Source organism: Gemmata obscuriglobus, from assembly GCF_008065095.1.
GTDB classification, from domain to species: Bacteria; Planctomycetota; Planctomycetia; order Gemmatales; family Gemmataceae; genus Gemmata; species Gemmata obscuriglobus.
The window spans coordinates 5,945,188-5,962,307 of sequence record NZ_CP042911.1 but is presented as its reverse complement, the minus strand read 5'-3'; the positions used below and the strand labels follow the sequence as shown (position 1 = coordinate 5,962,307).

Genomic DNA, 17,120 nt, shown 5'->3' with positions numbered 1-17,120 from the left:
CCCGAAGCGGGAGGTGACGATTCCGGTGGCGGGCAGGTGAATGGGCATCAGTTCCTCAGCCCGGTGATGCGCGCCCCGGCCCCGCCCTTCTGCATCTCGCTGAACACGGCGGCCTGGGCCTGGGCGGCGATGACGGGGGCGGCCTCGCGGATGCGGGCGTTGATGAGTTCGGGGACGCCGGGGTTCACCTGGATGGTCTGCTGGACGATGACGGTGGTGCCGCCGAGGTTGTGGTTCGGGACGATGGTGCCCGCGGTCCTGGGCACGAAGATTTCGGGGCCGCGCTCGCCGACGACCGACGGGAGCCCGACCGGGGGCGAGCCGCCGTCCGCGAAGAACCCGCCGAACAGGCTGCCCGCGCCGCTGATGGCGTCGTCGAGGAACCCCTTGCTGCCGCCGGTGCCGATCAGCGCGTCCGCCAGCGGCCCGGCGATCCGCTTCTCGAACGCGGCTCGGGCGATGGATTCGGCGAACCCGAGCATGGCCTCGGTGGCGGACCCGGCCTTGAACGCGATGTCGGTGAGGGTGGACGAGAGCTTGTCGTGCAGCTCCTGCTGGAACCGGGTGGCTTCCTGGATCGCCTTGTTCACCTCGTCCTGGGCCGCCTTCAGGTCATAATTCTGGGCCGCCAGTTCGGCGCTGGCGTCGATCTGCTGTTGGGTCAGGGTGATGTTCCCCTTGCGGGCGATCTCCTCGACCCGGAACCGGGCCTCTTGTGCCGCCGCGTCGCGGTCGGACAGGCCGAGCAGCGCGCCCTCCTCGCGGAGCGAGCGGTTGTAGTCGTCGAGGGCGGCCGTCGCGTCCCGGATCTGTTTGGCCCGGGCCTTGGCCGCGTCGGCGGCGTCCTTCGCCCCGAGCAGGGATTTGTTGTCGCCCTTGGCGCCGGTCCCCGTGCGGACCACTTCCTCCAGCGGGTACTGGGTGTGGGGGCCGCTCGCCGGCGTGACGCCGAACTTCGTGTTCCCGGTGGTGGGCGCGGCGGAATCGGTCCCGTACCGCGAGGCGGTCTGGTCCGCCAGCGCGTCGACCGCGGGGATCTCGTCGATCACCTTGAGGATGGCGGCGAAGGCCCGCAGGAACGCGTTCTCGATCTTGATCCCGGCCGCGGACAGGGCGTCCCCGAACGCGTCGATCCGCTGGAGCGTGTCGTCGTCCAGGGCGTCGCCCAGCTCCTTCTGCGCGCCCACCGCCTTGCGCATGTCGCCCTCGTACTCTTTGAGGAGGGGGAGCATGGCGGCGAACCCGCGGCCGAAGACGTTCATCCCGGCCTCGGTCTGGGTGCTCTGGTCCTTGATCTGCCCGACCGCCTGGGCGATCTCGTAGAACTGCTCCTCGGGCGACAGGGTGCGGAGTTTGGCCACCGACAGGCCGAGGGCGTCGAACGCCTTCACGGCCTCCTCGTTGCCCTTGGCGGCCTCGCCGATCAGGTTGTTCATCTTGTTGACCGCGGCGCTGAACTCGTCGAGGTTCGAGCCGCTGGCGGCGAGCGGGATCTGGAGGGCCGACAGGGTGCTCGCGGTGAACCCGATGCGGTCGGCGAGGTCGACCATGTGCCCGGCGGCGTCCACGGCGTGCTTGCCGAACTGGACGAACCCGACGGTGGACAGGGCGGACGCGAGCGACACCAGGTGCGCCTTGAACCCGCCGAACGACGCCCCCATGCCGCCGGCGCTCTGCCGCACCACGGCGTTGGCCCGCTGCATCTCGCGCTCGAGCTGGGCCGCGTCGGCGCGGATGCGGACCGTGACCTCCCCGACGTCCGTCACGCGTTACCCGCCCTCTGTGCCATCTTCTGCTCCTCTTCTTCCATCCATTGTTGCAGGTCGTCGATCTCGTCTCTCGTGAGCGTGGTGTCGCCCGCGAGCTTGATGCCCTGGCTCTGGGCGTACCCCTCGTAAGCGTCCATCACGGTCCAGGTGTCGGTACCCCAGAACTCGGAGGGCTGCATGCGGAGGGCGCCGAGGCAGATGCGTCGGTAGTTTTGCCACGGGAAGCGCCCGTCAGCTTCCCGATGAGCTCCCCCATCTGGTGGGCCTTCTTCTCCCGGGCACTCGGGGGCGCGAGGCAGATGCTCAGGAAGGCGTACAGGTGGAACCGCAGGACCTGGTTGTCCTCGCCCTCCAGCCCGACCACGTCCATCAGCGACGCGCCCGCCTCATCGGCACTCACTTTGTGGCCGCACGCCGTCAGGACGGCGGAAATGACCTTGGCCAGTTCGTTCACCGGCATCCCGTTGACGATCTGAACCGCCGCCACCCCGATGTGGGCCTTGGTGGCGTACTCGACGGCCTCGATCATGCCGAACGTGCCGAGCAGCTCGTAATCCTTCCCCGCGAACGGGAGCGTGTAGCGCGGCCGGGCGGCTACGAACGCGCTCACAGGTAGCTCGCCAGCTTGACGGCGGCGACGGTCATGCCGGTGGCGACGTCGAGCGTGTAGCTCACCCGGCCGGTGGTGATGTCGTTGAACCGCTCCGTGGGGAACGGGCCGACCACCGCCAGACCGCCGTTCGTGGCGGAACCCGGCAGGGTCACCACGGTTGCGGGCGTGGCGATGGACCCGAACCCGGGGCGGCTGGTGGCGTTGGCCGCGATGGTCAGGGTGCGGGCCGAGGCGTTGGCGTTGGTGAACAGCAGGAACGTGCGGCCGTCGTTGGCGAAGTTGTCGGCGGTCGACGCGGCGGCGCTCGTGTGGTTGAGCCCGGCGAAGGTGCTGGTCTGGACGGTTAAAGTGGCCATGTGGGGTTACTCCTTTATGCGGCGGTGAAAACGGGGATGCCGGACGACTCGAGGGTCATGGAGTACGTCTCCACCCCTTCGACCGCGCCGGCGCGCTGGTAGTTGGTGACCTGGAACGTGCCCTCGATGGTGTCCCCGTTGGGGAAGACGAAGGTGAACGTGTTCAGGGTGTTGGCGAACACGTACCCGCGGATCGTCTCGTCGGTGGTGGAGTCCTTGAATATCCCGTCGCACGCGATGGAGAAGAACTTGAGGCTCCCGTCCTCGAGCAGCTCGCGCCACCCGAGGGTGTCCTTGGTGCTCACGTCGATGACCGAGTTGTTCATGGTGAGGGTGGTGCTCTTGAGCCCGCCGAGCAGCGTGCCGGCCGCGGCCGTGCCGATCTTGAGGAGCATGAGTCGTCCGCGTTGTGCCGCCATAGAGGTGTCCTTCCTTGGGTGTGATGTGTGAAGTGGTTAGAGGAGCGCCACGGGGAACGGGGCGCCCGTTCCGACCGTTGCGCCCGGCTCGACGAGCGCCCGGTACCGGGTGACGCCGTGGTAGTAGTGGTCGTTCTCGCCTTCGATTCCCGCCTCCTGGAACGTGGCCTGGAACCCGTCCCAGCGGAGCTCGGCGAGCAGGAACCCGGTCACGGCGAGGGCCGATTCCTGGCGGTGGAGCGCGTCGTAGACGTGGCCGAGCAGGGTCTTGACCGACTTGCGGCCCGCCTTTTGGTAGTCCCAGACGTGGATCGTAAGGGTGCCGTCCCAGCCGGGGTCGGTTTTTGTGTCCCAGTCGGTCAGCGTGTCCTCGCCGATCACCACGTAGGGGGCGGTGACCGTCGCGGGCGGGACGAAGTCGAACACGTTGGGGCGGCCGAGGGCGGTGGTGAGCGGCGCGTAGGTGGTGAGCCGCCGGTACAGCGCGGCCTGGAGGGCGTTGTCGGGCGAGGCCATTATTTGCCGATGGACTTGGCGGCGGCTTTGCGCACGGCGGCGGCGAGGCGCTCCGTGATCCAGGCCTTGTTCTGTTCGAGCGCCGGGAACATAAAGGGCCGGGCGGCGACGTGGCGGGTGCCGAACTCCAGCATGGCGGCGTACTTCACGGCGCCCTCGCCGGCGGTGACGGTGGATTCCAGTTCGGACGCGTTGAGGGCGGAGTTGATCGAGTTGACCAGCCGCCCGGTGTCGGACGCGGGGGCCTCGCCGGGGGCGGACGCCTGGTGGGTGACCGAGCGGCGCGTGTAGACGCGGCCCGTCTTCCCCCCGGCGGTGATGCTCTTCTTGGCGTCGCCCTCCACCTTTTTGGCGGACGCGAACAGGGCCTTGTTGACCTCGGCGGCGACGGCCTTCTGCATCTCGCTCGTGGCGTTCTGGATCTTGTCCAGCCCCTCGATCGTCACGGAGAAGTCCATCACACCGGCTCCTCCCGGCAGAAGGCCCGGATCGTGCCGGGCAGCGTGCCGGGCGGCAGCGCGTAGATGTGCTCGCGGTACAGTTGGCGGGCGGACGAGATGGGGCCGGGGTCGGTGCCACCGCTCATATAGCCGTTGCGGTTGTACCGCGCGAGGAGTTTCTTGGCCCAGGCCATGCCGTTCCTTTCTGTTGGTTGTCGGGTTAGAGCGCGCCCGCCGCGTAGTTGTCGATGACGGTGCCGGCCGGGCCGACGGTGCCGACGACGATCCCGGCCCGGGTGGTGGCGGGCGGACCGGATGTGACGTTCACGGTGCCCAGCGTGACGCCGTTACGCGTCACGGTGGCGACCCCGGCGGCGTACTCGAGCCGGACGGTGCTGTTGCCGACCCCGGCCCACGAGCCGAGGGTCGTTTCGACCCCGGCGGCGCGCTGTCTCAGGACCACGTTACCCCCGGAGCGCCCGGCGGCGACGAAGTTCTGCTCGTCGGTGAGGCTCACCGCGATCAGGGCCAGGTCGCCGTACAGAGCGGCCTGGACGTAGTGGTCGGTGCTGCCGGTGTCGGGGCTGAAGTAGGCCGAGAACGCGCCCGCGGTCGCGATGGTGAGGGCGTTGCCCGCGACCGCGAGTCGGCCCGCGTCCCCGCCCGCGCGGAGCCAGTTGGGGCTCTGCTCCAGGTCCTCGGCGGCGCGGTTGAAGGTGTCGGTGAACGGCGTGACGACGCCCTCTTCCTTGTCCCGCACGGTGACGCTGATGGTTTTGGTGGAGGCGAACCCGAGCGGGTTGGTGGCCCGGACGGTGACCGCGTACACGTTGTCGGCGTCGGCATCGGCGGGCGCTTCGTGGTCCCGGGTGGCGTTGCCGGCCCAGCGGAGCGACGACACCCCGTTCACCTTGGTGATCTCGAACCGGGCGGCGTCGGCGCCCCCGGCGATGGCCCATTTGACCTGCCCGTCGTCGGCCCTGAGTGCGACGGAAAGCACCGCGTTCTCCGCGACCGAGGCGGTGTCGGCGGTGACGACGGTCGGCGGCGTGGTGCTGATGACCAGTGGCGGTGCGGTGGCGCCGATCTCCTCGGGGGCGAGCGGCAGCGCGGGCGCGACGGGCGTCCCCGCGTTGTCGAGCAGGAACTGGCCGTCGAACCCGGTGAGGGTGACGTCCACGGGGGCGATCAGGTATTCGCCGGTGAGCCGGTCGTGGTCCACGATGTGGAGGCGCGTCTTCCACCCGCCGTCCGCCTGGAAGCAGCCGTTGCGGAGCACCAGCTCGGTGCCGGTGGCGCCGCCGGTGTTGGTGCGGGTGAGTCGCCCGTAGTTGACGGTGGCCGGGGAGAAGCTCTCGGAGCTGAACGCCTCGGGGTAGGCGCGGACGCCGACGGAATCGACGACCGCGCCGTAAAAGGTGACCGTGGTGGTCGGGGTGAGCGACAGGTCGCTGGCCGGGTCGATCCACAGGTACGGTTTGGGGGTGCCGGGCGCGGGCTCGGTGCCGCCGAACCCGCGCGGCAGGGCCGGGTACGGGCGCGGCAGGTCGGTGGCGCTGTTGAGGATCTCCCCTTTGCGGAGCACGCCCTTCCACCGGACGCCGGGCACGCTCACCGGGTCGGTGACCCACGGGCCTTCGAGCCCGGCGAACGCGCTCTGGGTGGCGAAGTCCTTGCCCGGGTTGGCGGCCTGCCACGCGGTGGTGTCGAAGTCGGCGGCGAAGTCCGAGGCGGGGGTGGTGACGTTGGTGGTCGAGATGTCGACGTACACGCCGTTGAGGTTGAACCCGATCCCGTTGCTCAGGATCCCGGTGGGGAAGTCGCGGATCACGCCGTTGACGAAGCTGAACGCCCAGGCCACGTTGCCGAGGGCCGCGGCGGCGGTGGCGCCCGCGGCGCCCCGGTACACGAAGTCGTAGAAGCTGTAGTTGAAGCTGTAGTTGATCAGGTTGATCGCCCGGCGGCAGTTGACCGCGTGGCACCGCTTGGAAATCATCGGGGTGTTGTCGGTGCGGTCGGTGAACTGGCGGTGGCTGACGGTGAACAGGTTGCCGCACCCGTAGGCGACGTTGTCGTCGAAGTCCGGGATCTGGGGCTGCTCCACCCCGTAGGTGCCGCGGGTCAGCGGGGAGATGCCGCCGAACAGCCCGTACCCCTGGGTCAACGGGTCGTGCAAGCGCAGCGAGTACAGGTCGGCGATGCGGGCCAGGTGGTTGGTGTCCTGCTGCATGAAGAACCACGCGGAGTGGCACGACGTGGCGACGTTGTCCCGCTGGAGCACCTGGCGGGCCTGGGACTCGAACCCGATCCCGGCGTGGCCGTTGTGGTTCTGCCACAGCTCGGCGCGGCTGCCCCAGGAGGCGGGGAACCCGTCCCCGCGCGCCCACATGACGGTGCAGCCGATCCACTGGCCGATCTCGTTGCCCAGTTCGGACACGATCCCGGCGCCGCGCACGTTGTAGACGTTGCACCCCTCGACCGCGGCCCGGCTGTTGTGGTGGGTGATGGCCCAGCCGGGGGTCGGCGGCGCGTCTTTGGGCGCCCACACGGTACAGCCCTTCAGGACGGTCTGCTTGCGGGCGAAGTACGGGCCGGTGCCGTGGACGTGCAGCGGGTAGCGCCCGCGGACGTTGTTCACGTTGGTGACCAGTGCCCCGCCGTCGGTAGCGTAGGCGAGCGTGCCGTCGGGCCGCGCCAGTGACGGGTCGGTGTCGGTGCGACCCATGTTCAGGCACTCGACGTTGCGCACGTCCACGTCGTCGCTGAACATGAACATGGCGTGCGCGCGGGTCTGCAACGTGGACGGGTCTTCCGAGCGGAACCGGACCGAGCGGGACAGGTTGATGACGGGCACCTTGTGGGTGACGGTCTGACCGTGCGGGAGCGTGTCGGCGTAAACCGGGTGGTCGTATCCTGTTGCCGCATCCCAGTACAGGACGTCGCCGACGATGGCGGTGATGGTGACGGGCTCGTCGCGGCTCAGCTGGTACCCGCTGGTGCGGGTGCGGACCGCGTCGGTGCCGTTGAACGGGCCGAAGAACTGGGTCGGGCCGGCGTACTGTGAGTCGGTTGAGCTGACCCCGGCATCGGTGGTGGCGCCGATGACGATGGTGTCGCCGACCCGCCATTTCGCGCGGGAGAGCCCGGGGACCGTGGCCGAGGTGGCGCCCGCCGCGATGGTCACCGGGCACCACAAGCGGGGCGTCTTGTCGGCGCCCGCGATGCGGCACGGTCCCATGGTGTTGATGCCCAGACGGGTGGTGGCGCCGGGCGCTTCCGACTGCCAAAAGACGACCTCGCACCGGGGCTTGCCGGGCGTGGCGCTCTCGGGAATGAAGCCGACGCCGTCGGGGAGCGACTGGATCCCGTGGTTCATGAGCGTGTCGACCCAGAGCCGGGTGTCCTTGTGGGCGACGAACCGGAACCGGGCGGCCCCGCCGACATGGATGTCCTTGATTTTGACGTCCGATTCGAGGTCGTAGCTCACGTCGTGGGCGACGTTGCAGACGGCGTTCGCGCCGGGCACGGTGCCGGTGTCCCAGAGGGTGGGGTCGGACCAGTTGCCGTTCTTCACCGTGTTGTGCGTGAACGGCCCCATGTGCGGGTGGGTGTTGGCGTCGGCGGCGTCGACCGCCACGGCGTCGTGGTAGGACTGCGGGGCGGGAACGGTTTTGCCCGTGTACCAGGCGGTGATCATCGGGACGCGGAACGCGCCCGGCGCGTCGGGGGCGACCGCGGCGGCGGTTCGGTTGAGGATGACGCTGCGGCGGCGCATCTCAGTCCCGGAGGATGCCGAGGGAGACGGTGACCGCGTCGGTCGAGGCGTAGGTCTCGGCGCCGCGGACCACGGCCACGACGTAGAGTGTGGTCCCGGCGCACCGGAACTGGAGCGCCTGCTGCAGGGCCTGCTGCACCTGCGGGGTGCCGCCGTCGACCAGGTCGGTGCAGCGGATCGTACCCACCAGCTTGCCCAGATCGGCGGACCAGTCGGGGAGCGGCGCGTGGTCGGTGAACGCGGTGACGGGGTCGGTGTGGAACACGAGCAGGTCGAACGGCGCGGTGAGGGCGGTCTTCTTGCCCACGAGGGCCTGCTGGACCAGCCCGCTGCCCCCGGCGGAGCGGGCCGCGTTGGGGACGGTGATCTTGCCCCCCACCACCATGCCGGCGGAGTACGCCCCGGCGGTGACGGTCGGGAAGGCGGTGAAGGTGAGGCTGCCCAGGAGGGTGTTGGTGGCAATGGCCGCGAGGGCGTCGTTGCCGGTGTCCTGTTTCGCGGCGGTGGCACCCGCAGACGTCGCGGTTGCGATGGTGCCCAGCGCGGCGTTGGCCGCGTCCTGGTTCTCCGCCGTGGCCGGGTTGATGATGGCCCCGGCGGCGTTGAGCTGCGGGTGGGCCGGGTTCCTGGACCCGTCGGCGCTGTCGTTGAGCGTCTTGAGCTTCTGCTCGGCGCCGATGAAGTCGGGGACCGAGAGCGTTCCGGTACTGATGGCCATAAGCGGTCCTTGGTTAGGTGATGACGATGAGCGGGTCGACGTAGAGCGTGGTGCTCGCCCGGGCGACGGAGACGCGGGCCTTGACCGGCCCCTTCATCTGCGGGGTGAAGGCGGCGGACAGCTTGTACTTGTAAGTCTTGGCGGTGCCGCCCCACATCGCCGAACTCGTGGTGAGCGCGGCCGGTGTGGCGAGGGGCGCGGCCCGGGTGGTGACGACGGACGCGAGCGGGTGCCCCGAGTTCCCCGCGTACTCGATCTCCAGCCAGCAGTCGGCGTTCGTCAGCGCGGTGTCGGTGGTGAGCTCCACGGTCGCGGTCTTGCTGTTGCCGGTGGTGTCCTGCCACTGAACGAGTTCCGAGGTGACGAGCGGCTGGTAGTAGCTGGTGTTGGCCCCGGAGGTGACGAGCCAGCTCATCGGCGTGGTGCCGTTGCTCGCGCCGCCGGTGCGGACGACGGAGGTCTCGGTCTGTACGATCCCGGCGGCGGCGTTCTCGTACTCGCTGGTGTTGGTGGCGCTGCTGTCGCAGTTGTGCAGGTACAGGCGCAGGTTGATCGGGGAGTTGCTCCCGCTCGGCTGCTTGGTGACCCCGGACCCGAGGCGGCAGCTCTCCAGGTACACGTCCGTCGGCGTCGTGCCGAGGGCGGCCAGGGTGCCGGTGACGCCCGACAGGTCGACGCCCCGGAACCGGTACGTGCCGGAGCCGCCGTTGACGAGCAGGGTCGTGGGGACCGTCCCGGTGGCGGCGATCGACCCGCCCGAGAACCGCCCGCGGCCGACGTTCAGGCTCAACTGGTCGCCCGCGTTGCCGAACGTGAACGCGCAGTCGCGGAACTCGTTGTCCCCGCTCGTGCCCCCGCCCACGGTGACGTTGGCGGCGGTCGTGGCGACCCGGTTGAACGTGCACCGCTCGAACACGTTGCCCGAGCTGGCGCCGAGGGCGATGGCCGCGGCGTTGGCCCCGGTGCCGGCGTTCACGGTCAGGCCGTAGACGTAGTAGTACATGCCCAGGGACACGGCGCTCGCGCCGGTGGTGGTGACGGACCCCCCGGTGGCCAGGGCGTCCGCGTCGTCGACGCACAGGAACGCCGTCTTCTTGGTGCCGTTCCCGGAACTGGTGGCGGCGTAGGCGAGTGCGGAGGCCTGGGTTTCCGCGTGGGCGCTGTTGAACCGGATCACGTCCCCGACGGCGTGAAAGAAGCCCGTCGCCATGTAGACGCCGAGCCGGGCGGCGGGCGCGCCCCAGGCGGAGAAGGTGCCGACCGCGCCGAGGCTCGTCCAGGTGGCGGCGTTGTCCGCGGTGGTGGCGCCCGCGGCGGTGTTCCACGCGGGCTCGGACCCGGTCCCGGCGTTGCCCGCGGTGGTGCAAATGAAGTAGTGCGTGCCGGCCACGTTCTTGATGACCACCCCGAGGCTCACGGCGGTGCTCTTGGCCGCGGTCCAGTCGCTCGTCAGGGCGGCCTTGCCGTTCACGGCCGCCTTCCCGGTGACGTCCTGCCACGTGACGGTGTTGTCGGTGGTCTTGGCCCCGTGGGTGGTAACCCAGCTCGGCTCGGACCCGCCCGATGTGCCGCCAACGACACACACGAACACGCGCTCGCTGTTGACCGCCGGGGTGGCGAGCTGGCGCACGAGCTGGCCCGCGGTGTAGACCGTGGCCGCCGCCCACGCCGTCACGGCCGACCACTTGGTCGAGTCGACGTACCACGTCTGTCCGGTCAGAAACGCCATAGGTGAGTGTCCTTCGTTGGTGGGTTAGGTGCGGAAGTACGCGGTCGAGGCTTCCACCGCGTCGAAGTAGTGGCCGTTGCCGACCGCGTTCGGGTGGACGAGGTCGAGGAAGTTGGTGCCGTTGCAGTTCGCCGGGTCGCCGAGGACCGGGTGCGTGCCCGGGCTCGACGCCCCGGCGAAGTCGACCCCGACGCCGGCGGCGATCTTGGCCATCAGGAGCTGGCGCTGGGTCTCGAAGCTGGCGGCGTCAGCCCCGCCCGAGAAGATGGCTTTGCGCGGGATCTCGTCGATCACGTGGACGCGGACGAACCCCTGCGCGTACCAGATGTTGGCCCACTGGACGATCTTGGCGTAGGTGGCGTCGGCGGTCGCGCCCGCGGCAAGGTCGTTGGACCCGCCCGCGAGGATGGCGGTGTTCTCGCCGAGCGGGTCGTAGCACGCGGCGGCGACGGCGGGTGCGACGGCCAGGAGCTGGGTGACGGTGTACCCGCCGTGGCCGCAGTTGTACCAGGTGAAGGGCCGGGTGGTGGCGCTCATGAGGCGGCTGAACCAGAGGGTCTCGTAGCTCAGGTTGGCGGTGCGCGAGTTGCCCGCCAGGATGCTGTCGCCGTGTGCCGCGATCACGTCATGCGCCGCGCGGGGGATGGCCTCCCGGACCGCGGCGAAGCCGGTGTCCTGCAGCGCGATCTGGTCCGGGGCGGAGAAGACGGAGTCGTAGCCGACGAGGCACAGGAGGTCGACGTTGCCCGGGGAGGCGTAGCCGATGGCGTTGCTGAGGGTCAGCCCGGTGGCGGCGCTGCTGGCGAGCGCGGGGGCGGAAACGACCCGGTGGTTCTGCCGCAGCACCCGGTTCGCGGCCCCGTTGCCGGCGGCGACGAGCACCTGCGGGCTGGTGACCGCGTACTGGGCCTGGATGCCGCTCCAGTTGATGCCCGCGTCCTGGACCCCGGCGAGGGACATCTTGCGGGTCGGGTTGCCGACCTCGAAGATGCCCTGGTTGGCGGTCTTGATGACCGCCATGAAGGTGGTGTTGCGGACGTCGGTCCAGGGGACGGACAGGTTGGCCAGGGCCTGGGTGGTGCCGGGGCCGTTGAAGGTGAGCGAGCGGAGCCCGCAGATCGTGTTGCCGAAGTCCTTGGGGGCCTGCACGCCCGCGGGGACCGTCTGGTGGAACCCGTTGCCCGACAGGTCGTACTGGGTGTGGCGCCGCCACCCGAGGGGCGCGAACGCGTCGGCGGCCTCGTAGTCGGCCAACCCGTTGGCCTTGAACCCGACCTCGAACGGCAGGCCGTCGGACTCGCGGGTGATGCGGAACGTGTTGCCCGAGTACCCGGCGGGGCGGATGTCGGAGTAGATGACCTTGGGCGTGCCGACGATCTGCAAGACGTAGGGCGCTTCGGAGGTGCCGTACCCGGTGGCCGTGCTGGTGCCCGCGGCGGTGCCGGTGCCGCTGACGATGGAGCCGCTGGTCTCGCCGGTGGCGGTCGACGTGCCGGCGGCGGTGCCCGTGCCGGCGACGCCCGCGCTCCCGACCCCGGTCACGGTGCTGGTGCCGGCGGCGGTTCCGCTGCCCACGGCCTTGTCGGCCCGGCGGTCGAGGCAGATGTAGCTGAAGTAGTCGCCCGGGGTGACGCACACGACGGGCCGGGAGATGATCGACGTGCCCTCGCCGGACGCGGCGGAGGTGCCCGCGGCGGTGCCGGTGCCGCTGGCCAAGGTTGTCGCGACGGCCGCCGCCGAAGAGGTGCCGGTCGCGAGTGCGGTGCTACTCCGGAGCGCGCCCCCGACGCCCGTGGCGGTGCTGGTGCCCGCCGCGGTGCCGCTGTACCCGGTGACCTGGGTCTCGTTTATGAAGGGGCCGCCCGGGATGCGGTACTGGCGGTGGGTGGTCTCGTTGAGCGTTCCGTGTCCGGGGACGCGGTACGAGTTGACGTCGGAGTGGGCGGCGGCGGCGAGGGACGTGGCGTCGGCCGAGGAGGCGCCCGCGGCGGCGCCGGCCGAGGTCGCTGTTGATGCCCCCGTGCCCGAAACGGTGCTGGTGCCGGATGCGGTGCCCGCGGACGCGGTGCTGGGGGCGGCACCCGTGGCGGTGGAGGTGCCCCCCGCGGCGCCGGTGCCGACGGACGCGGTGACCCCGACCGCCGCAGCCGTCGAGGTGCCGGACGCGGTGCCTACGGAGCCGGTGGCGTCGGTCTCGTTGACGAACGCCCCGCCGGGGACGCGGTACTGGCCCGTGAGCGTCTCGTTGAGGAACCCCTGACCGGGGACGCGGTACTGTCTGGGCACACCGGGCTACCGCTGCAACCGACCGACGGGTAACAACTAGTCCTCGGTGACGGCGGTCGCGGTCGTGAGCTGGGGCGTGATGCCCGAGCCGCACACGATGGGGCTGGTGATCGCGCCGGAGTACAGCAGCACGCCCGACCCGCTGGACGCGGTGCCGATGCCGAAGTAGCTGGCCGTGCCGGAGCCGCCCGTGCCCGCCGGGAAGGCGATGGTACTGTTCGGCGACACGGAGTTGCCGGTGACGGTGAAGCCGCTGCCGCTGCGGGCGACGGCCACGCGGGTGTAGCTCGTGTACGCGATCTCGCTGGTGGACTGGTTGCCCGCCTCGCCGGGGTCGGCGGTGTGCAGCGAGACGTACAGGCTGGTCAGCGGGGCCGAGGCGGCGTTGTCGGCCAGGTTGGCGATGGCGGTGGCGTTGAAGATGAGGCGCAGCAGGGCCGTTTCAAAGGCGTCGGATTTGGACATGGGCGGGGACTCCTGGGTGGGTTAATAGACGGTGAACTCGAGCCGGCTGGCCTCGCTCACGGCGGCGATGACGAGGGTCACGCGGTCGCCCTCGACGACCGCGTTGGCGGCGGTGGCGACGGGGTCCTGGGGCGTCGTCGTCACGAGCAGGTCGGACAGGCCGGTGACGGGGACGTTGTTGATGCGGACCGACAGGGTGAGGCTCCCGCTCTCCACGCGCAGCCCGCGGATGCCGCGGATCGTGAACGCGTCGGCCGAGGAGGCGCAGACGGGGATCGTTTCCGCTTCGGGGGTCTTGATGAAGACGCCGCTCTTGCCCGCGGGGCTGGGTCCGACGGCGCCGGGCGGTCCGGCGGGGCCCTGCTTGGAGGCGGTGACGACGCGGATGGTGGGTGAGGGAACGACTTCGGTCATCGGGTTACCGCGGGGCTGATGGTGACGTTGCCCTCGATCAACCGCGTGGGGTTGCCGAGGCCGTCGGTGAGCTTGAGGTCGTACACGGCGGTCCCGGACGCGAGGGTGGCGGTGACGGACGAGTCGATGGTGACGAGCAGCGTGCCGGCGGGCCCGTTGATGACGATACCGTTGCCGGGGGAGGAAAGGCTCACCAGCGGGGCCGCGTCGTCCTGGGCGCGGCGGATCATGAGTGCGGCGGCGCAGCCGGTCAGGTCGATCGGGGCTCCGTCGGCGTCGGTGTAGGCGATGGGCAGGACGAAGTCGGTGCCCTGCTCGATGGTGAAGTGGAATATCCCGGCGGTCATACTTCGACGGCCCGGAGGTCGAGGAAGCGGCCCTCCTCGTTGCGGTTGATGGCCTCTTTGACGTGGAAAATGCGGTCCTGGTACACGAGGCGGCTGGTCGGGGTGACGGCGCGGGTGTAGCGCATGACGATCTTGTGGGTGACCGGGGCCTGCAGTTGGGCGGCCTGGTACCGCTCCCACGCCTTGACGGGCTCGACGGAGCACCACACGGTGGCGGCGTCGTCCCAGGTCTCGGTGAACCCGCCCTGGCCGTCGGCGGTGCGGGTGACGTTCTGGACGGTGACCCGCTTCTTGAGCGTGACGGCGGTGGCGGCGCAGCACTCAGCCACGGGTGCCCCCGACGACGCGGTAGGTGCCGTAGAGCTGCTTCGACCCGGGCGGCAGGTCCATGGCGTCGGCGCACTGGCCGCGCTGCTCGTACAGGCTGGCGGCGTGGATCAGGATGCCCGTTTTGATGGGCTGCGGGACGGCGGACGAGCTGCCGAACCCGGCGGTGTAGACGATCTCGCACCCGGCCGCCGGGCGGACGTTGTCGGGCCAGTACGCGTTCGGGTTGAGGAGCAGCCGCGCGCCGCTCGGGTCCAGGCGGTAGTTGGCCGGGGCGAACACGGCGGAAATGTTGGAGGTGTCGTAGGTGGTGACGGAGGTCACGGCGGTGACCGGTCCGCGCGGGAGCTCGACGTCCCGGGGCAGCGCGCCGTCGAAGTAGGTGACCGGCAGCTCGTAGGTGCCCTCGAACCATTCGCCGCGGGTGCCGCACGCGTCGAGGGTGAGTCTCCACGTCTGGGTGACGAGCGAGCGGCGCAGGTACTCCTCGGCGGCGGTGCGGGCGGCGATGAGCAGCCCGGTGAGGACCGAATCGTCCTCGCACCCGTCGACCCGCGCCCACGCCTTCGCCTCGGCCAGCGACACCGGCTCGGAGGCCGGCGGGGTGACGAGGGTCAGGGCGGAGCGGGACACGAGCGGTTACTTCCGCTTCTTGGTTTTCTTGGCGGTGGCGTCGTCTTCGGCAGATTCGGCCTGCTCGATGAGCGCGCGGAGGGCGGCCTCGCCCATGGTGGTGTCGACGTCGAGGCCGTAGGTGTCGCGGGCGAGCGCCACCAGTTCTTCGACGTTCTGGGTGGACAGGTCGACGCCGGCCTCACCGGCCTTGGTTTCGGTCGGTCCGGTGACCTTCTTCTCGCGCGCGTCGGCGGGGCTGCCGGTCACCTCTTCGATGGCCGCCTCGTGGTAGAACTGCTCGGCGAGTTCGGGGTTGAGGGAGTAGGTTTCGCCTTTAGTGAAGGTCTCCACCTTGATGCCGTTGCGTGAGCCCGGAAGGGTCTTCAGCATGCGGTACCGCTTCTGCGTGGTGTCCATGTATCCTCCTTGAGAAAAATGGGGCGGCGAACCGCCCCGAGTTGGTTAGCTGCTGACGTTCACGGGCTGGGTGTGGTTGCCGCCGCGCAGGCCGATGACGCCGATCGTGGTGCCGGTCGAGTGCGTGCCGGAGACGTTGACCACGCCGCGGATGTAGCGCTTGTAGCCCTTGTACCCGACGATCACAGCCAGCGAGTCTTCGCTGGGGGCGTCGATCAGCGCGGCCGTGCCGGTGTTGGTGGCGGCCACGTAGTTGGTCAGGTCGGCGTTGGCGACGTCGGTCCAGGTCGAGTTGTCGTCGGACTCCTCGACTTCCAGCTCGATCTTGTTGGTACCAGACAGCGTGTCGGGCGAGTCGCCGACGACGAACAGCAGCGCGGCGCTCTCGGCGTCGCGCAGGTCCATCCCGGTGGAGTTGGCGTCCGCGGTCCGGGCGACGGGCAGCAGGAGGCTTACGGCGGAGAGCGCCGAGTAGAGGGAAGAGCGATTAGGCATAGTGAGATCCTTTCAGAGAAGTGGGGGGCGGGGTTGATCCGCCCCCGATTGGAAGTGTGTGGCTACGAGGCAGCGATCTTCGCGATTTTGATTGCTTCCCCGTTGACCAAGGCTCCGCCGACCCGTTTGGTCGTGTAGAACTTCACGAACGGCTTGTCGGTGAACGGGTCGCGGAGGATGCGGATGCCGGTGCGGTCCACGATCTGGTAGGCCCGCTTGAAGTCGCCGTAGATCGCCGCCAGGGCGTTGGTGGCGACCGTCGGCATGTCGGTGGCGAAGTACAGCGGCGCGCCGAGGATGGAGCGCTGCAGGCCGATCCGCATGTCGTACTGCATGTTGAAGATCGGGGTGCCGTTCAGGTCCTTGAGCAGCAGCAGCAGGTTGCCGAAGCCGAGGCGGTTGACCAGCCAGGACGCGTTGCCCTGGTACTCTTCCTTGAGCGCGGACTGCAGGTTCACCAGGCCGTCGTAGGCGAACGCCGAGGCCGCACCGGTGATGACCTGCTCGACCGTCAGGCCGGAGGTGCCGTTCGGGTAGGTCAGGATGCCGCGGGGCTGCATGACGCCGTCGCCGGACATGAAGGCCGTGTTCTCCATGCGGGCGAACTTCTGGGCCACCTTCTCGGCCAGCCACGCCTCAATGTCCACCACCGCGTCGTCGATGAGCTTCTGCGTCGCCTTCGGTTGCGCGTAGATCTCGTTGACGGGGATGACCAGCTTGCTGAAGCGGGGCGTGGTCGTTTCCGGGCGGGGCTGTGTTTCGCCCACCCAGCCGGCACCGGCCTCGTCGTTGTCGAGCATGTACTCGAGCGAGTCGGAGCCGATCGTCTGCACGCTGGCGAGCTGGCGCATCGGGGAGGTTTCACGCACCAGCGTGGTGATGGTGCCGCCGAGGGTCGGGATGACCAGGTAGCCGCCGTCGGGGTCGCTGTTGACGGACATCGTCTTCAGGGCCAGCGTGCGGGCCTCGTCGTCGGCCTTCTCGGTGCGGCGCAGGTAGTCGGTGTAGTCCTCACCCTTTACCGCACCCTTGCGGGCGAACTCGTTGAACAGCTCGGTGCTTTTGGCGAGCATGTCGTCACCTTTGGACTTTGCGTCCTCGGTGGTGACGGAAATCGGGCGGGACAGGGCCGTTTCGATCAGGGCCTGCTTTTCTTCGAGCAGCTTGTTCTTCTCCTTGATCTCCGCGAGGGCGGTTTCCTGGGCCTTCTTCGCCTCGTCGAGGGCCTTCACGGAGCCTTCGACCTTCTGGGCCACGTCGATGCCCTTGGCGATGTCCTCGGCCATCTTGGCGAACTTCGCCTGGTCGAAGCCGTCGACGTTCTTCATCTTGCCCTTGATGTCGGTGAAATCGGTCTTCAGTGCTTCGAACGCGAGCAGTGCGCCCTCCACGGATTTCTGCAGTTCTACTTCCATATGT

20 protein-coding genes are annotated in these 17,120 nt (G+C 69.5%); all 20 read right to left on the bottom strand.

Features of this window, described 5'->3' with window-relative positions; all coding sequences use genetic code 11:
- Nucleotides 1-47 precede the first annotated feature (47 nt).
- Nucleotides 48-1,766 carry a hypothetical protein gene (locus tag GobsT_RS24990; protein ID WP_010033321.1) on the bottom strand — a complete coding sequence of 573 codons (1,719 nt, stop codon included), beginning with the start codon at nucleotides 1,764-1,766 and terminating at the stop codon, nucleotides 48-50.
- Nucleotides 1,763-1,948, bottom strand: a complete 186-nt coding sequence (locus tag GobsT_RS24985) for a hypothetical protein (RefSeq protein WP_148087865.1) — start codon at nucleotides 1,946-1,948, stop codon at nucleotides 1,763-1,765. Before GobsT_RS24985 ends, GobsT_RS24990 begins: the two co-directional genes overlap by 4 nt.
- On the bottom strand, nucleotides 1,906-2,379 hold the full coding sequence (locus GobsT_RS24980; RefSeq protein WP_010033327.1) for a hypothetical protein: 474 nt from the start codon (nucleotides 2,377-2,379) through the stop codon (nucleotides 1,906-1,908). Before GobsT_RS24980 ends, GobsT_RS24985 begins: the two co-directional genes overlap by 43 nt.
- Nucleotides 2,376-2,738, bottom strand: coding sequence for a hypothetical protein (locus GobsT_RS24975; protein ID WP_010033329.1), 363 nt, complete (start codon nucleotides 2,736-2,738; stop codon nucleotides 2,376-2,378). The genes GobsT_RS24980 and GobsT_RS24975 overlap by 4 nt, the downstream gene beginning before the upstream one ends.
- Before the next feature lie 14 nt (nucleotides 2,739-2,752).
- Nucleotides 2,753-3,157, bottom strand: a complete 405-nt coding sequence (locus GobsT_RS24970; RefSeq protein ID WP_010033331.1) for a phage major tail protein, TP901-1 family — start codon at nucleotides 3,155-3,157, stop codon at nucleotides 2,753-2,755.
- 36 nt (nucleotides 3,158-3,193) lie between these two features.
- Nucleotides 3,194-3,673, bottom strand: coding sequence for a DUF3168 domain-containing protein (locus tag GobsT_RS24965; RefSeq protein WP_010033333.1), 480 nt, complete (start codon nucleotides 3,671-3,673; stop codon nucleotides 3,194-3,196).
- A complete protein-coding gene (locus tag GobsT_RS24960) occupies nucleotides 3,673-4,131 on the bottom strand; it encodes an HK97-gp10 family putative phage morphogenesis protein (protein WP_010033336.1) in 459 nt (152 codons plus the stop codon). The genes GobsT_RS24965 and GobsT_RS24960 overlap by 1 nt, the downstream gene beginning before the upstream one ends.
- A complete protein-coding gene (locus GobsT_RS38120) occupies nucleotides 4,131-4,307 on the bottom strand; it encodes a hypothetical protein (protein ID WP_010033339.1) in 177 nt (58 codons plus the stop codon). Before GobsT_RS38120 ends, GobsT_RS24960 begins: the two co-directional genes overlap by 1 nt.
- A 26-nt stretch (nucleotides 4,308-4,333) precedes the next feature.
- Entirely contained in the window at nucleotides 4,334-7,888 is a 3,555-nt protein-coding gene (locus GobsT_RS24955; RefSeq protein ID WP_010033341.1) for a cadherin repeat domain-containing protein, read from the bottom strand.
- Between the two features lies 1 nt (nucleotide 7,889).
- Entirely contained in the window at nucleotides 7,890-8,606 is a 717-nt protein-coding gene (locus GobsT_RS24950; RefSeq protein ID WP_010033343.1) for a hypothetical protein, read from the bottom strand.
- A gap of 13 nt (nucleotides 8,607-8,619) precedes the next feature.
- Complete coding sequence (locus tag GobsT_RS24945; protein WP_010033345.1) at nucleotides 8,620-10,335, bottom strand: hypothetical protein; 1,716 nt, start codon at nucleotides 10,333-10,335, stop codon at nucleotides 8,620-8,622.
- A 24-nt stretch (nucleotides 10,336-10,359) separates the two neighbouring features.
- Nucleotides 10,360-12,621, bottom strand: a complete 2,262-nt coding sequence (locus GobsT_RS24940; protein WP_148087864.1) for an SGNH/GDSL hydrolase family protein — start codon at nucleotides 12,619-12,621, stop codon at nucleotides 10,360-10,362.
- Nucleotides 12,622-12,657: 36 nt separating this feature from the next.
- Entirely contained in the window at nucleotides 12,658-13,086 is a 429-nt protein-coding gene (locus GobsT_RS24935; protein WP_010033353.1) for a phage tail fiber protein, read from the bottom strand.
- Between the two features lie 21 nt (nucleotides 13,087-13,107).
- Nucleotides 13,108-13,500, bottom strand: a complete 393-nt coding sequence (locus GobsT_RS24930; RefSeq protein WP_010033356.1) for a hypothetical protein — start codon at nucleotides 13,498-13,500, stop codon at nucleotides 13,108-13,110.
- The gene (locus tag GobsT_RS24925) at nucleotides 13,497-13,847 is read right to left on the bottom strand and encodes a hypothetical protein (protein ID WP_010033359.1); all 351 of its coding nucleotides are present in this window, start codon (nucleotides 13,845-13,847) and stop codon (nucleotides 13,497-13,499) included. Before GobsT_RS24925 ends, GobsT_RS24930 begins: the two co-directional genes overlap by 4 nt.
- Entirely contained in the window at nucleotides 13,844-14,176 is a 333-nt protein-coding gene (locus tag GobsT_RS24920; RefSeq protein WP_010033362.1) for a phage head closure protein, read from the bottom strand. Before GobsT_RS24920 ends, GobsT_RS24925 begins: the two co-directional genes overlap by 4 nt.
- Entirely contained in the window at nucleotides 14,169-14,807 is a 639-nt protein-coding gene (locus GobsT_RS24915) for a head-tail connector protein (protein ID WP_010033363.1), read from the bottom strand. Before GobsT_RS24915 ends, GobsT_RS24920 begins: the two co-directional genes overlap by 8 nt.
- 6 nt (nucleotides 14,808-14,813) lie before the next feature.
- Complete coding sequence (locus GobsT_RS24910; protein ID WP_010033366.1) at nucleotides 14,814-15,206, bottom strand: hypothetical protein; 393 nt, start codon at nucleotides 15,204-15,206, stop codon at nucleotides 14,814-14,816.
- 45 nt (nucleotides 15,207-15,251) lie between these two features.
- The gene (locus tag GobsT_RS24905; protein WP_010033369.1) at nucleotides 15,252-15,701 is read right to left on the bottom strand and encodes a hypothetical protein; all 450 of its coding nucleotides are present in this window, start codon (nucleotides 15,699-15,701) and stop codon (nucleotides 15,252-15,254) included.
- A gap of 62 nt (nucleotides 15,702-15,763) precedes the next feature.
- Nucleotides 15,764-17,116 carry a phage major capsid protein gene (locus tag GobsT_RS24900; RefSeq protein ID WP_010033370.1) on the bottom strand — a complete coding sequence of 451 codons (1,353 nt, stop codon included), beginning with the start codon at nucleotides 17,114-17,116 and terminating at the stop codon, nucleotides 15,764-15,766.
- Nucleotides 17,117-17,120 lie beyond the last annotated feature (4 nt).